This is a genomic window from Micromonospora sp. CPCC 206061 (assembly GCF_036906915.1).
Classification (GTDB): domain Bacteria; phylum Actinomycetota; class Actinomycetes; order Mycobacteriales; family Micromonosporaceae; genus Phytohabitans.
Genome location: NZ_JBAKHX010000030.1, coordinates 72,734 through 87,057 on the forward strand (window position 1 = coordinate 72,734; position 14,324 = coordinate 87,057).

13 protein-coding genes are annotated in these 14,324 nt (G+C 70.6%); 7 read left to right on the forward strand and 6 right to left on the reverse strand.

Going from position 1 to position 14,324, the window contains the following annotated elements:
- Window positions 1-16 precede the first annotated feature (16 nt).
- A complete protein-coding gene (gene xylA, locus V6V89_RS20970; protein ID WP_334620878.1) occupies window positions 17-1,204 on the reverse strand; it encodes a xylose isomerase in 1,188 nt (395 codons plus the stop codon).
- 74 nt (window positions 1,205-1,278) lie between these two features.
- Here xylA and V6V89_RS20975 point away from each other — a divergent pair, with 74 nt between their 5' ends.
- The gene (locus tag V6V89_RS20975; RefSeq protein ID WP_334620879.1) at window positions 1,279-2,472 is read left to right on the forward strand and encodes an ROK family protein; all 1,194 of its coding nucleotides are present in this window, start codon (window positions 1,279-1,281) and stop codon (window positions 2,470-2,472) included.
- Here V6V89_RS20975 and V6V89_RS20980 read toward each other — a convergent pair.
- Window positions 2,447-2,920, reverse strand: coding sequence for a MarR family winged helix-turn-helix transcriptional regulator (locus V6V89_RS20980; protein WP_334620880.1), 474 nt, complete (start codon window positions 2,918-2,920; stop codon window positions 2,447-2,449). The two genes, V6V89_RS20975 and V6V89_RS20980, sit on opposite strands and share 26 nt — an antisense overlap.
- 52 nt (window positions 2,921-2,972) lie before the next feature.
- Here V6V89_RS20980 and V6V89_RS20985 point away from each other — a divergent pair, with 52 nt between their 5' ends.
- The gene (locus V6V89_RS20985) at window positions 2,973-4,091 is read left to right on the forward strand and encodes a PP2C family protein-serine/threonine phosphatase (RefSeq protein ID WP_334620881.1); all 1,119 of its coding nucleotides are present in this window, start codon (window positions 2,973-2,975) and stop codon (window positions 4,089-4,091) included.
- Here the strand turns inward: V6V89_RS20985 and V6V89_RS20990 are convergent.
- The 3 genes from V6V89_RS20990 to V6V89_RS21000 form a co-directional block, all read right to left on the reverse strand.
- Window positions 4,088-5,593 (reverse strand): sugar transferase, encoded by a 1,506-nt coding sequence (locus V6V89_RS20990; RefSeq protein WP_442935189.1) that lies wholly within the window; start codon window positions 5,591-5,593, stop codon window positions 4,088-4,090. The genes V6V89_RS20985 and V6V89_RS20990 overlap by 4 nt on opposite strands.
- 175 nt (window positions 5,594-5,768) lie before the next feature.
- The gene (locus V6V89_RS20995) at window positions 5,769-7,499 is read right to left on the reverse strand and encodes a substrate-binding domain-containing protein (protein WP_334620882.1); all 1,731 of its coding nucleotides are present in this window, start codon (window positions 7,497-7,499) and stop codon (window positions 5,769-5,771) included.
- Window positions 7,500-7,708: 209 nt separating this feature from the next.
- Entirely contained in the window at window positions 7,709-8,755 is a 1,047-nt protein-coding gene (locus V6V89_RS21000; protein ID WP_334620883.1) for a lactonase family protein, read from the reverse strand.
- A 66-nt stretch (window positions 8,756-8,821) separates the two neighbouring features.
- Here V6V89_RS21000 and V6V89_RS21005 point away from each other — a divergent pair, with 66 nt between their 5' ends.
- From V6V89_RS21005 to V6V89_RS21020, 4 genes are all read left to right on the forward strand, one after another.
- Entirely contained in the window at window positions 8,822-9,472 is a 651-nt protein-coding gene (locus V6V89_RS21005) for a GntR family transcriptional regulator (RefSeq protein ID WP_334620884.1), read from the forward strand.
- On the forward strand, window positions 9,469-10,167 hold the full coding sequence (locus tag V6V89_RS21010; RefSeq protein ID WP_334620885.1) for a (Fe-S)-binding protein: 699 nt from the start codon (window positions 9,469-9,471) through the stop codon (window positions 10,165-10,167). Before V6V89_RS21005 ends, V6V89_RS21010 begins: the two co-directional genes overlap by 4 nt.
- Window positions 10,164-11,570, forward strand: coding sequence for a LutB/LldF family L-lactate oxidation iron-sulfur protein (locus V6V89_RS21015; RefSeq protein ID WP_334620886.1), 1,407 nt, complete (start codon window positions 10,164-10,166; stop codon window positions 11,568-11,570). The genes V6V89_RS21010 and V6V89_RS21015 overlap by 4 nt, the downstream gene beginning before the upstream one ends.
- Before the next feature lie 212 nt (window positions 11,571-11,782).
- Complete coding sequence (locus V6V89_RS21020) at window positions 11,783-12,397, forward strand: LutC/YkgG family protein (protein WP_334620887.1); 615 nt, start codon at window positions 11,783-11,785, stop codon at window positions 12,395-12,397.
- Here the strand turns inward: V6V89_RS21020 and V6V89_RS21025 are convergent.
- Complete coding sequence (locus tag V6V89_RS21025; RefSeq protein ID WP_334620888.1) at window positions 12,381-13,418, reverse strand: hypothetical protein; 1,038 nt, start codon at window positions 13,416-13,418, stop codon at window positions 12,381-12,383. The two genes, V6V89_RS21020 and V6V89_RS21025, sit on opposite strands and share 17 nt — an antisense overlap.
- A 136-nt stretch (window positions 13,419-13,554) precedes the next feature.
- Between V6V89_RS21025 and V6V89_RS21030 the strand changes: the two genes are divergently transcribed.
- Window positions 13,555-14,265 (forward strand): hypothetical protein, encoded by a 711-nt coding sequence (locus V6V89_RS21030; RefSeq protein WP_334620889.1) that lies wholly within the window; start codon window positions 13,555-13,557, stop codon window positions 14,263-14,265.
- Window positions 14,266-14,324 lie beyond the last annotated feature (59 nt).

A 14,324-nucleotide genomic window follows, 5' to 3' on the forward strand; every position in this document is an offset into this window, starting at 1 on the left:
TCGGGCCCTCCCGTAGTCAGCGCGCGCCGAGCGCGTGCTCGGCCGCGAGCTGGTTGAGGCGGACGAAGCCGTAGCCCCGCTCGCCCGCCGCGTCGGCGTCGAAGTCTTCGAAGGCCGAGCGGTCGGCCAGCAGGTCCTGGTAGGTCTCGCCCTCGTCCAGGGTGGGCCTGGTCAGCTCGGCCACCCGGGCGTCGGCGAGCGCCTCCTGCACCTCCGGGTCGGCCCGGAACGCCGCGGCCCGCTCCTTGAGCAGCAGGTACATCCGCATGTTGGCCTTGGCCGACTCCCACACGCCGGTGTAGTCCTCGGTGCGGGACGGCTTGTAGTCGAAGTGCCGCGGCCCCTCGTACGCGGGCCCGCCCGCCGGTCCACCGTTTTCCAGGAGGTCGACCAGCGCGAACGCGTTGAGCAGGTCACCGTGCCCGAAGACGAGGTCCTGGTCGAACTTGATGCCCCGCTGGCCGTTCAGGTCGATGTGGAAGAGCTTGCCGTGCCACAGCGCCTGGGCGATGCCGTGGGCGAAGTTGAGCCCGGCCATCTGCTCGTGGCCGACCTCGGGGTTGAGCCCGACGAGCTCGGGGTGCGCCAGGTTGGAGATGAAGGCCAGCGCGTGCCCGACGGTCGGCAGCAGGATGTCGCCGCGCGGCTCGTTGGGCTTGGGCTCGATCGCGAAGCGCAGCCCGTACCCCTGGTCGATGACGTACTGCCCGAGCAGGTCGACGGCTTCCTTGTACCGGTCGAGCGCGGCTCGCACGTCCTTGGCGTGGTCGTACTCGGCGCCTTCCCGGCCGCCCCACATGACGAAGGTCTGTGCGCCCAGGTCGGCGGCCAGGTCGAGGTTGCGCAGCACCTTGCGCAGCGCGTAGCGCCGCACGGAGCGGTCGTTGCTGGTGAAGCCGCCGTCCTTGAACACCGGGTGGGTGAACAGGTTGGTGGTGACCATCGGCACCACCATGCCGGTCTCGTCGAGCGCCTTGCGGAACCGCCCGATGTGGTCGTCGCGGGTGGCGCTGTCGGACCCGAACGGCACGAGGTCGTCGTCGTGGAAGGTCAACCCGTAGGCGCCGAGCTCGGAGAGCTTGTGCACCGCCTCTACAGGGTCGAGGGGCGCACGGGTGGCGTCACCGAACGGGTCGCGGGCCTGCCATCCGACGGTCCAGAGGCCAAACGAGAACTTGTCGGCGCGGGTGGGCTGGACGCTCATCGTGACCTCCGGGACGCGTCTATGATTTGTTCAACGGTTGAATTATTTGCCGCTGCTGTGACACTGTCAAGGCCATGAGGGATGCTCCCGTGCGGCAGGGCGCGCTGCGCGAGCACAACCTCGGGCTGGTCCTGCGGCAGGTCGCGAGCGCGCCCCGGCCGCCGTCGCGGGCCGACATCGCCGCCGCCACGGGGCTCACCCGGGCGACCGTGTCCGCCCTGGTCGACGACCTGATCACCGGCCGGCTGCTGGCCGAGGTCGGTCCGGCGCCGCGGGCGGGCGCGGGCCGACCGGCGGCTGGGCTCGTGCTGGCCGCGAACGGCCCAGCGGGGCTGGGCCTGGAGATCAACATCGACTACCTCGCCGCCTGCGTCGTCGATCTCGCGGGGGCGGTCCGGCATCATCGTGTACGCCGAGCCGACCAGCGCCCTCGTCGACTTGATGAGGTACTGGGTGAACTGGCCGGGCTGGCCGCGATGGCGCGCGCCGACGCGGAGCGCGAGGGCGTCGAGGTGGCCGGCGCGGCGGTGGCGGTGCCCGGTCTGGTGGACGCCAGCGGCCTGGTCCGGCTCGCGCCAAACCTCGGCTGGCGTGACGTCGACGTATCCGATGGGCTCGGCCTGGAAGGGCTCGCCGTCACCGTCGACAACGAGGCCAACCTCGCGGCCCTCGGCGAGCTGCACGCCGGGCCTCCCGGTCCGGCCAGCTTCCTTTATGTGTCCGGTGAGATCGGCATCGGCGCCGGCATCGTGCTGAACGGCGCCCTCTACCGGGGTGCCCGCGGCTGGAGCGGCGAGCTCGGCCACGTGGCGGTGCGCCCGGACGGCCCGACCTGCCGCTGCGGCGCCCGGGGCTGCCTTGAGCAGTACGCGGGTCAGGAGGGCATCCTGCGCGCGGCCGGAGCGGCGGACACCGACGAGCTGATGCGGCGGGCCGAGGCCGGCGACGCCGCGACACGCGAGGCGCTCACGAACGCCGGCACCGCCCTCGGCGTGGCGGTCGCCGGTGTCGTCAACGTGCTCGACCTCGACACCGTCGTACTGGGCGGCGTCTACGCCCCACTGTCCCGCTGGCTGTGCCCGGCCGTCGAGGTCGAGGTCGAACGCCGGGTGCTGACCGCGGCGTGGTCGCCGGTGGTGGTGCGCCGGTCGCTTCTCGGCGCCGACGCCGCTTCGGTCGGTGCGGCCGGCGCGGTGGTACGGGAGATCCGCGACCATCCCGCCCGCTGGCTCGCCCGTGCGGTCACCGAAGCGGGACACCAACCGTAGCCTCCGTGGAGGCGGCGTCGAACTCGCGCAGGCCGCGTAGCAGCGCCTCCCTGCCGGCTTCGCTCATGCCGCCGAGCACCGAGGCGAGCCGGGCGCGGCGGTCGGCGCGCAGCTCGCCCAGCAGCGCGCGCCCGGCCGAGGTCAGGTGCAGGGCGATCTCGCGGCGGTCGGCCCGGCCCGGCTCTCGCTCCAGGACACCGGCGGCGACCAGCCGGTCGCAGAGTCGGCTCGCCGACGACAGGATCATGCCGAGCCCCGTGGCCAGCCCGCGCAGGTTGATGCCCTCTTCGCGCTCGACGAAGAGCAGCGCACGCAGCTGCGAACCGGAAAGCCGGCTGGAAGCTTGCTCGCGGCTCGCTTCCCATACGCCCAGCAACGCATCCGCCGCCTCGTCGATGGCGGCGGCGATACTCTGGTCCGGCCCGTCCGACCCATGGTTTCCGGACATGGTGGAGCCGACACTACTCCTGTATGGGGCAGGATGGCTGGGGGTGAGGGCGATGCAAGAGCGACTTGCGGAGGCACGGCGGGCACTCGCCGAGGCACCCGCGCACCTCTTGGTCGAGTGCCTCGCTGACCACCTGGGCAAGGCTTACAGGATCGCTGACGTCGAGCTGTATCAGGTCGACTATCGCCTCGCCGCCCTCCTGCCGCTGGCGGGTGGTGCGGCCCTGACCAGCACGGACGACCCGGCGTGGCACTCGTTCGACGAGCAGGCGGAAGTCGTCGACGGAGGCGCGCGCTATCTGCCGGTGACCATGCGCGGCGAGCGGCTCGGCGTGCTCCGGCTGCATCCGGCCACCGACCGTTCCGCCGAACTCGCCGAGATCGCCACCATGCTGGCCCACGAGCTGTCGGCGGTGCGTGCCAGCACCGACCGGTACACGGTGGCGGCCCGGAGCCGGCGGCTCAGCCTGGCCGCGGAAATGCAGTGGGAACTGTTGCCCGGCCGCAGCCGCGTGCGGCCCGCCTTCAGCCTCGCGGGCCAGCTCGAACCTGCGTACGCGGTGCGCGGCGACAGCTTCGACTGGGCCGACGACGCCGACCGGGTGTACCTCACCACGCTCAACGGGATGGGCGAGGGCGTCGCCGCGGCAGCCCTGACCAGCCTCGCGACCAACGCGCTGCGCAACGCACGCCGGGGCGGGCTCGACCTCGGCGACCAGGCGGCACTCGCCGATCAGGCGGTGTGGGCCTACCACGGCGGCACCCAGCACGCGGCGGCCCTGCTGCTCCAGCTCGACCTGGCGACCGGGCTGGTCACCGCGGTCGACGCCGGCTCACCCAGGCTGATGATCCTGCGTGACGGTGAGGTCATCGATCAGGAGCTGGTGGCGCAGTTCCCGCTCGGCATGTTCGAAGACACCATGTACCAGGAACAGCGCTTCCATCTCACGGCGGGTGACCGGCTCTTCGTGGTCAGTGACGGCGTGCTCGACGCGATCTCCGACACCGGCCGGTACGGCGACGAGAAGCTGGTGGAGTTCGTGCGCCGCACCCGCGGGCTGGCGCCGCTGCAGGCGGTGCGGTCGCTGCTCTCAGACCTGCGGACGTTCGTCGGCGGCGACCTGATCGACGACGCCGTGGCGGTCTGTCTCGACTGGGCCCCGATCGGCTAATAGGCTCCCCGGCTGCCGACGACCGCGCCGACGGTCTTCCAGAGGATGACCACGTCGGAGGCCAACGACCAGTTCTCCACGTAGTACAGGTCGAGCCGGATGCCGTCTTCCCACGAGAGGTCGGACCGGCCGCTGACCTGCCACAGCCCGGTGATGCCCGGCTTGACGAGCAGCCGCCGCGCGATGTCGCCGTCGTAACGGGCCACTTCGGACGGCAGCGGCGGGCGTGGCCCGACGAGGCTCATGTCGCCGATCAGCACGTTGATGAGCTGGGGCAGCTCGTCGAGGGAGTACTTGCGCAGGATGCGCCCGACCCGGGTGACCCGCGGGTCCTTGCGCATCTTGAACAGCAGCCCGTCGTGCTCGTTGCGGGTCGCCAGCTTGGCCAGCATCTCGTCGGCGTTGACCACCATGGTGCGGAACTTGTAGACGCCGAACTCGCGGCCGCCCTGCCCGACCCGGATCTGACGGAAGATCACCGGCCCCTTGCTGTCGAGCTTGATCGCGATCGCGATCACGACCAGCAGTGGCATCGCCAGCAGCAGGGCGATGGCCGAGCTGGCCCGGTCGACGAAGCCCTTGACGAGCTTGCGGGTGCCCCGGAATTCGGGCGCTTCCACATGGATCAGCGGCAGCCCGGCGACGGGTCGGGTGTGGATGCGCGGGCCCGCCACGTCGGTCAGCGCGGGTGCGAGTACCAGGTCGATGTTGGTGCCCTCCAGCTGCCAGCCGAGCCGGCGCAGGCGGGCGGCGGTCAGCTCGCCGGAGGCGGTCACCGCGACGGTGTCGACGCCGGTGGCGGCGGCCGACTCCAGGATGCTGCGGAACGAGCCGACCACCGGCACGTCGCCGAGCCGCTGCGGCACAGGCGCGAGCAGCGCGTCGGGGATGCACGCGCCGACGACGTGGTACCCGGCGTACGGCTCCCGCCGAAGCGTGCGCACCAGTTCCAGTACGTGGGGCGCGTCGCCGACGACGAGCACGCGGCGCGACCAGCTGATGCCCCGGGACCGGGCCCGGTGCAGCCATTTGCGAACCGCGTACCGCCCCGCGACCAAGCCGATCGTGCCGCCCGCGAACGACAGCGCCAGGAAGCCGCGGGCCACGCCGACGCCCGCGATGTACGCGAGGATGGCCACCGCGCCGGCCAGGCGCAGGCTGCCCGAGGTGACCCGCCGGTACTCGTCCGCCCCGTACCCGAGCACCGTGACGTCGTAGGAGCGCAGCACCTTCAGGCTGGCGAGCCAGGCGAGCACGAGACCGGGGCACAGCACCGCGTACGGGATCTCGGAGCCGTACGGCAGGGCGCCACCGAACGGCTCGAGCGTGAAGTTGAACCGCCCGAAGTATCCGGCGACCACCGCCAACGCGATGATGGTGCCATCGACAAGCATCAACGCGCGGGCGTAAGCGCGCATCCGGGCGCGTACACGCGCAGCCGGAGTCTCCAATGTGGACTCAATACCGACCCTGGCGGGCGTCAGGAGAGTCGCCGACGTCACCAGCCCTCCCCCAGCTTGCTCTTGTCGACGCGTTATCCGGTCGCCGGGGAGCGCCCGGGCCGGAAGACCACGTTATCTTCGCGCACCCCCGTCGCCCCGTGGGTCTTCCGACGGAAACCTGTCAGTTCATGCCGTCAAACAAGCCGAATGGCCAGGTAAGAGCCCCGTTTGGGCGTTACCGAGGAGCCGCCGGGCGCAGCGCCAGAGCCTTCAGGAAGATGTCGCCGATCTTCGTCGGATCCTTGGCGATGAAGACGCCGCCGCCGGTCGTCTTCGTGATGCGCTCCAACTGGCCTTGGTCGACGCCGTCGCCGATACCGAGGATGATCACCTGCACCGGCCGCTTGGGGTCGTTGAGGTCCTTGAGGGTGTTCAGCAGGTTGCCTTCGCTGATCCCGCTGTCGTCCTCGTTCTTGCCGTCGGTGAACATCACGATGGAGTTGATCCGGCCGGCCTGCCAGCCGTCCTGCACCGTCTTGTACCCGGCGAGCAGCGTGTCGTACAGGCCGGTGTTGCCGTTCCTCTTGGGCGTGATCTGCCGCAGCTGATTGAGTGCGCGGTCGCGCCCACTGCTCAGCGGACCGATCGGCACCAGTTCGCGGTAGTCCCGGCTGCCCTGAAGCTCGGTGGAGAAGATCCACAAGCCCAGCGCCCACGAGTCGTCGAAGAGGGCCAGACCTCGCTCGGCGGCCGCCAGCGTCACCTGCATCCGGGTGGCGTTGTTGGCCTCCGGCACCGTCGCCAGCATCGAGCCGGACACGTCCATGACCGCAAGCATCCGGCCGGGCGCGGTGACCGCCGTCCAGGTGGCCAGCGTTCCTTCGACCGCACCGGCGTCGAGGCCGGCCGCGGCCGAGCCGCCCGGGTTCGCGTTCTGCGAGGGCGGGATGCCGGCCGGGCTGGGTGCCCCGGTCGGCGGCGAGAATCCGGAGCCCCACGTGCCGTCGGGGGCGCGCAGGCCCTGGGTGCCGAGCTGGTCACGGAAGCCCGCGGTGTTGAGCACCCTGTGCAGCGCGTCCGCCGCGGCGACCTTGGCGGGGTCGATACCCGGCATGATCGCGAACGGGTAGTCAAGCGGCGTCGGGGTGGGCTCCACGTACAGGGCGGCCAGCCGCACGGGCGGCTGCTTCGCGTTGTACGCGATGACGTCCTTCTCCGACAGCGCGGCGACGCTCAGACCGGAGGCCAGCGAGGACGCGTCGGCGGCCTGCGGGAACTTGGCGAGCAGATCGTCGCGCAGCGCGGACCGGCCGGTGGCCAGCGACCGCAGGGCCGCGACCCGCGTCTCCTGGGCATTGCCGGCGGCGGACGCCAGCGACAGCAGCCCAGAGAGGCCGGCCGCGTCGCGGGTCGGCTCGACGATGCCGGTGCGCACGGTGGCGTCGGAGTTGACCTTCTGGAGCAGGTCGGTCCAGCCGACCTTCTTCTCCGGCCAGCCGAAGCCCTCGGCCACCGGCTCCGGCATCGCTGCCACGACCGGGCTGCGCGCGATCGAGGCGCCGTCGGTCGGCGTGAAGCCGGGAGCTGCCGCCTTGAGGCGGACCAGCCAGGTGGAGGAGTCCGGCACCCAGACGTCCGGTATGACCGTGGTGCCGCTGGCCCCGCCGACGCCGGCAAGGCCTACACCATGGTCGGCGGCCACCGCCGCCGCCATGTCGACCGGATTGGACTCGGCGACCGCGACGGTCACACAGGTGCCGTCGACGTCACCGCCCTCGTCGGCCCACTTGTCGGCGGTGGAACGGACAGCTGGTGCGATCTCGGCCGGAGCCGCCAGGGCAAGCTTCACCTCGCCGGTGCAGCGGTTGCCCGCCAGCTCCTGATACCCAAACCACGACCCACCCACGACGAGGACAAGCGCCACCGCTGCTGCGATGGCGCCTGCTCCGCGAAAGTCTCTACGCATGCGATGGCGACCCGGCACGGTCCCCATACTGCGCAGACACCGGCCGACCTGCCAGGTACGTTCGGCCGAAAGTTACGGATGAGAAACCTCCGCGGTAGCACTCGGTAGCCGCACGTTTCCACTCAGTCTATCCTTGCCCCCGCAATCATCAACAAACCAGGCTAATTCGGGGCAGAGTTCAACTGACACTGTTAATTGTCGTTATAGAGCTAGAAGGACTTAGCGGGCAAAACGCACGTTGGGCTGCGTAACTGCGTCACAACGCCCGGTTCCTCTGGTACGCCCGAATCACCGTTAAGGCGGAACGCGACCACGCTGTGTGACCGTTCGTTCGCTACGTACAGGTGCTCGCCGATGATCGCGAAGTGCCGCGGCCACTGCCCACCCGTGGGCACCTCGGTCACGTACGCGGGCGCCGGTCCATCGAGAGCGATCACCGAGATCGTGTCCGCGCCGCGGATGGCGACATAGACATACCGCCCGCCGGGGCTCACGGCGATCTCGGACGGCTGGGCGTCCGGGTGCTCGCTCGCGGTCACCCTGGCGCGCTCGTGCAGCACCCCGTTCGCCCCGTCCATCTCGTACGCGGTCACCGAGGCGTCCAACTCGCCCACCAGGTACGCGCGCCGGCCGTCAGGATGCCGGGCAAGGTGGCGCGGTCCGGCGCCCGCATGCGTGCGCACCCGGGGCGCGAGCGGCACCAGCCGTCCGGTGGCGTGCTCCAGCGCGTACCGGTACACCGCGTCGGTGCCCAGGTCGACCACGAGGATCGCGCCGCCGCCCGGGTTCGGCGAGACCATGTGCGCGTGCGCCCGCTCCTGGCGCTTCGGGTCGGGACCGGCGCCGTCGTGCACCAGCAGGTCGGTGCGCTCACCCAGCGCGCCCGCGCCATCCAGCCGGTGTACCGCGACACTGCCGCTCGTGTAGTTGGCGCTGACCAGGTGCCGTCCGTCGGGCGTGACGGCGAGGTGGCACGGGTGCGCGCCACCGCTCTGCCCCGTGCCGAGTGGGCTGAGACTCGCACCGTCGACTGCCCACGCGCTGACCGCGCCCTCGACGAGCTCGTTGACCGCGTACACGACGGGCAGGGTCGGGTGCCAGGTGAGGAAGGAGGGGGACGGCGTCTTGGCCGCCACACCGAGCGGCGCGAGGGCACCGGTGCCGGGATCTCGCCGCACAGCGGTGATGCCAGCGCCTTCTCCCCCGGTTTCCGGCGTATAACACCCGATGAAGAGAATCTCACCCTCGGCGGTCACAAATAGATCAAACCAGAGCGCGGGCACCCTTCCTAGAGCCAAGACAATCCTATAGGATCTTTGATCATGTCACCCATCCGGCCCGCCCGGCGTCTCACGCTCACCGAGGACGTGTACACCTCGGTGCAAGCGCTGATCATGGACCATGTGGTGGCCCCTGGGGAACGCATCAACATCGATGCCCTCGCCCGCCAGCTCGAAGTGTCACCGACCCCGGTACGCGAGGCGCTCGCCCGTCTGGAGGCCGACGGGCTGGTCCGCAAGCGCCCGCTGGCCGGATACACCGCCGCTCCCCTGCTCACCCGCGCCGGGTTCGAAGAGCTCGTCGAGATGCGCCTCATCCTCGAACCGGCCGCCGCCCAGCGCGCCGCGACCGGAGGCATCGACGCCGACGCGCTGCGCGCCGAGGCCGACCTGCCTGACCGGGACGCCGGCATCGCCGCCTTCACCGCGCAGGACGCCCGCTTCCACCACCTGCTCGCCGAGTCGGCCGGCAACCAGATGCTCCACGAGGCGATCGTGCGGCTCCGGTCGCACCTGCACCTGTTCCGGCTGCACTTCCCGCCCGCCCACTACGGCGTCAGCGCCCGCGAGCACCACGTCGTCGTCGACGCGATCGCCGCCCGCGACCCCGACGCCGCCGGCGCCGCCATGCGCGAGCACATCTCGGCCGCCCGCGAGCGCCACCTCCCCTACTTCGCGGCGAGGCCAGCATGAAGATCGCGCTGTTCGTGACCTGCGTGAACGACCTGGTGTTTCCCGACACCGGCAAGGCCGTCGTGCGCATCCTGGAGCGGCTCGGGCACACCGTCGAGTTCCCCGTCGGGCAGAGCTGTTGCGGCCAGATGCACGCCAACAGCGGATACCGGGCCGAGGCGCTGCCGCTCGTCCGCAACTTCGCTCAAACCTTCGAGCCGTACGACGCGGTGGTCGCCCCGTCGGGCTCGTGCGTGGCGATGGTCCGGGACTCGTATCCGCGACTCGTGCCCGAGTCGGCCCCGGTGGCCAGCCGCACCTACGAACTGTCCGAACTGCTGGTCGACGTGCTCGGGGTGACCGACGTCGGCGCCACCTTCCCGCATCGGGTGACCTACCACCCGACCTGTCACGGCCTGCGCATGCTGCGCCTCGGCGACCGGCCGCGCACGCTGCTGCGGGCGGTGCGCGGGCTGGACCTGGTCGAGCTGCCCGGTGCCGAGGAGTGCTGCGGGTTCGGAGGCACGTTCGCGATGAAGAACGCCGGCGTCTCCGCGGCGATGCTCGCCGACAAGTGCGGCGCCGTCGTCGACACCGGGGCCGAGTACGTCGCCGCCGTCGACAACTCCTGCCTGGCCCACATCGGCGGCGGCCTCTCCCGCCGCGCCGCTGGAACCAAACCCATCCACTACGCGGAAATCCTGGCGGCGGAATGAGCGGCACCGGAAACATCGTGGCGCGGCGGCCGTTCCCGGCCGCCGCCAAGGAGAAGCTGGCCGACGCCCAGCTGCGCGCCAACCTGCGCCGGGCCACCCACACCATCCGCGACAAGCGGCTGCGGGTGGTCGGCGAGGTGCCCGACTGGGAGGCACTGCGGGTGGCCGGCGCGGCCATCAAGGACGATGTGCTGTCGCGGCTGCCGGAACTGCTGGAGCAGTTCGAAGCGGCGGCCACCGCGGCCGGCGCCGTCGTGCACTGGGCCCGCGACGCCGACGAGGCCGCCGCGCTGGTGACCGATCTGGTACGCGCCACCGGCGCCACCGAGGTCGTCAAGGTCAAGTCGATGGCCACCCAGGAGATCGGGCTCAACGAAGAGCTCGCAGCCGCTGGCATCGCCGCCGTCGAGACCGACCTCGCCGAGCTGATCGTGCAGCTCGCCGACGACACGCCCTCGCACATCCTGGTACCGGCCATCCACTACAACCGCTCGCAGATCCGCGACATCTTCGCCCGCAACGGGTTGACCGCGCTCACCGACGACCCGCCCGCCCTCGCCGAGGCGGCCCGGCGGCACCTGCGCGCCAAGTTCCTCGCCGCGAAGGTCGCGATCTCCGGTGCCAACTTCGCGGTCGCGGATTCGGGCACGCTGGTCGTGGTCGAGTCCGAGGGCAACGGCCGGATGTGCCTCACGCTGCCGGAGACGCTCATCTCCGTGGTGGGCATCGAAAAGCTGGTGCCGACGTTCCGCGACCTGGAGGTCTTCCTCCAGCTCCTGCCCCGCTCGTCCACCGGCGAGCGGATGAACCCGTACACGTCAATGTGGACAGGCGTGACGCCCGGCGACGGGCCGCGGACGGTGCATGTCGTGCTCGTCGACAACGGGCGCACCGACACGCTCGCCGACGAGGTGGGCCGGCAGGCGCTGCGGTGCATCCGGTGCTCCGCCTGCCTCAACGTGTGCCCCGTGTACGAGCGGGTGGGCGGTCACGCCTACGGCTCGGTGTATCCGGGACCGATCGGCGCGATCCTCTCCCCGCAGATGAGCGGCGAGGGCGCCAACCACACCCTGCCGTACGCCTCGACACTGTGCGGGGCCTGCTACGACGCCTGCCCGGTGCGGATCAACATCCCCGAGGTGCTGGTGCACCTGCGGCAGACCGGACCGCACCCGGCAGCCGAACGCACCGCGATGCGCGCGCTGTCCTGGACCATGCGAAGCCGCCGCCGGTACGCCGCCGCCCTGCGCGCCGCCCGTCGAGGCGCGGCGCCCCTGCGCTGGGCGGCCGGCACCAGCGTCCGCCGGCTCCCGTGGCCCATGTCGGCCTGGACGGCCGCCCGCGACGCCCCCCTCCCTCCAAAGCAAACCTTCCGCGAATGGTGGGCCCATGAACGCCGTTAGCGCGGCCCCTGCCCTCCGCACCGCCCATGCGTTCCGTGCTGCTTTGCTCTGCTTCCGCGGAGGAAACACCTGGGGTCCGCTGTCCGGACAGCCGGTGTTTCTTTCGGGGAAGCAGAGCAAGACAGTGTTTCCTCCAGGGAAGCAGAGCAAAGCAGCGTGCGAGGACTACTGTCCACCCGGCTCCGCCGGCACCGCTCACGAAGGGTCGAGGGATGAGCGCGCGTGAGGAGGTCCTGCGGCGGGTGCGGGCTGCTCGCCCGGCGGAACAGGTCGTGGTGCCGCGGGACTATGAGGTGACGCGCGACCCGGACGACCTGGTGGAGATGCTGGTCGACCGGCTCGTGGACTACAAGGCGACGGTGCGGCGCTGCTCGGGCGAGGGCCTGGGCGACGCACTCGCCGAGGTGCTGGCCGGCACCGAGCGGATCGTCGCCCCCTCCGGGGTGCCGCGGGACTGGCTGTCCGCGTACCAGGGTGTGGTGATGCGGGATGAGCCGCAGCCTCTCGCGGTGGCTGACTTGGACGCGCCGGGGCTCGCGGTCGTGACCGGATGCGCGGTGGCGGTCGCCGAGACCGGCACGCTGATCCTCGACGCCGGGCCCGACCAGGGCCGGCGGGCGCTGACCCTGGTCCCCGACCACCACGTGTGCGTCGTCCACAGCGGACAGATCGTGGCCGGCGTGCCGCACGCGCTGCGGCGGCTGGCCGACCCGACGCGGCCGCTCACGCTGGTGTCAGGGCCGTCCGCCACCAGCGACATCGAGCTGAACCGCGTCGAGGGCGTGCATGGGCCGCGCCGGCTCGACGTGGTCATAGTGGACCACTGAGCCCCGGCTCGTCCCCGCAGATCTTTTGCAGCAGCGCGACGAGTGGCCGCAGGTAGCGGGGGCGCGGGTTCGCGGTGGTGACGTGCACGTCGAGCCGGAACGGCGCGCCCTGGTGGTGCAGCGGCACCCAACGGGAGTGCTCGACGCCCGCGCCGCCAAAGCGCATGCCGGGCTTGTAGACCAGCGCGACGTCTGACGGGGCGAGCACGAGCGGCGTCGGCAGGCCGCGCTCGTGCAGCAGCGATACGCATTCGATGACGCTGCCGATTTCGTACGTCTCACTCGCCACCCGGCGATGCTCGCCCGGATCGTCGACTCCGTAGGTGGCGATGGCGTTTTCGAGAAGTATTCGGGCGCCGGAATCCTTCGGCGGCAGATGCGACATGCGCGGCCAGCGAACGAACTCGTCGAGCGACATCGCGTCGCCCGGAAAGTCGGCCGGCACGAAAACTTCGAGCCGCGCGTCGTAGAGGACGTCGGACTGGAGCTCGTCGCGGAACTCCTCCGGCGGCGCGGGACCGATGGCGAGATGATACGCGCCCGTGGTGAGTGGCCACAGCGCCTGGTCGAAAAACGACTCGTTGCCCCGGTCGCTCTGTTGTAGTTCCAGGATGTGGATTTTCTCCTCGCCGATCGGTTCCTGTTCGAGTGTGTCGACGTAAAGCCTTTTCACGATCGTGGCGTGGTGGGGAAGGCACACCAGCGTGGGCACGTGCGACTCGGCGAAATACCGGCGCTCGTCCAGGTAGATGCCGCGCACGCGTTCGCAGAAACGGAGAAATCGCAGACCACGCGGGGTCAGCCTGACCTTCCCGCGCGGTCCGACGCCTTCTTCCAACGCCGGCCGGTGCAACCATTTGTTGATCTTATTGAGGATGACGCGGACGCCTTCCACCGTGATGTGTTCGTCGTACCGATCCGCGAGCAGCCGTACCGCCTTCTGCCGTGTGCCCGTTTCCGCTACCGCCATGAAGACGACACAGTCCCACTCGTCCGGCGCGCGATCCCTGACCTGTCCCACAGCGGCAAGATACAACAACTAATTCTTCTGATCTTGGTTGAAGTCATATTGGTTGCCGTTTCCAAAACGCCATGCCGGACGCCGGTGGCCGGTAGAAGAAGAGGTATCAACGTCCGCTGCGAGCACGCCGATCTCGGTGAATCTGGAGACCGACATGCTGTGCACATGGTTCAAGCTCACCCGTCCGAGCTGGCACTCCGTCATCTTCTACGTAGGCGCGGCGAACCTGCTGCGCACGGTGCTTTTGCGAATCCATCCGGAAACCGACCCGCACCCACACACCCACTACGGCGCGTACGCATTGTGCGCCGGCTTCGCTCTGGCGATCGGGCAGCTCGTCGAACGGGCCCGCAGCCGGCTCACCTCACGCGTGTGCAGCGCGCTGCTGGGCCTGTCGGCGATGCTGCTCGCCGTGTCGTACGGCCAGACCCCCGCCCTGCCCCTGCTCGTAGCGACCGCCGTGATCCTCGCCGCGACCGGCGCCGGCGAGGCAGCGTTCCGGATGCTCGGCTCCCGGCGCCCCAGCTGGCACTCCGTCATCTTCTTCATCGGCGCCGCCAGCGTGACCCGCACCTTGCTGGCGGCGCACCATCCGGCGGCCAGCCTACTCACGCAGTTCGCGGCGTACGGGCTGTGCGTGGGGTTCGCGCTGCTGGTGGCCGCACTGATGCGGCGGGCGGGCGACCTGACGGCGCGGGTGAACAGTGGCGGGCTGGGGCTGACGGGGCTGCTGCTGGCGGTGTTCCACGGCGAGCTCCCGCCGCACGCCCCGATCGCCGCGACGGCTCTGATCGTCGGCGTCACCTTCGCCGGCGAACTCGCCTACCGGGCCCGCACCCTCCGCTAGGAGACCGCTGAATAATGGCGGCGTGCCGGTCCACCGGTTTTGATCGGGTTTGGTCGATA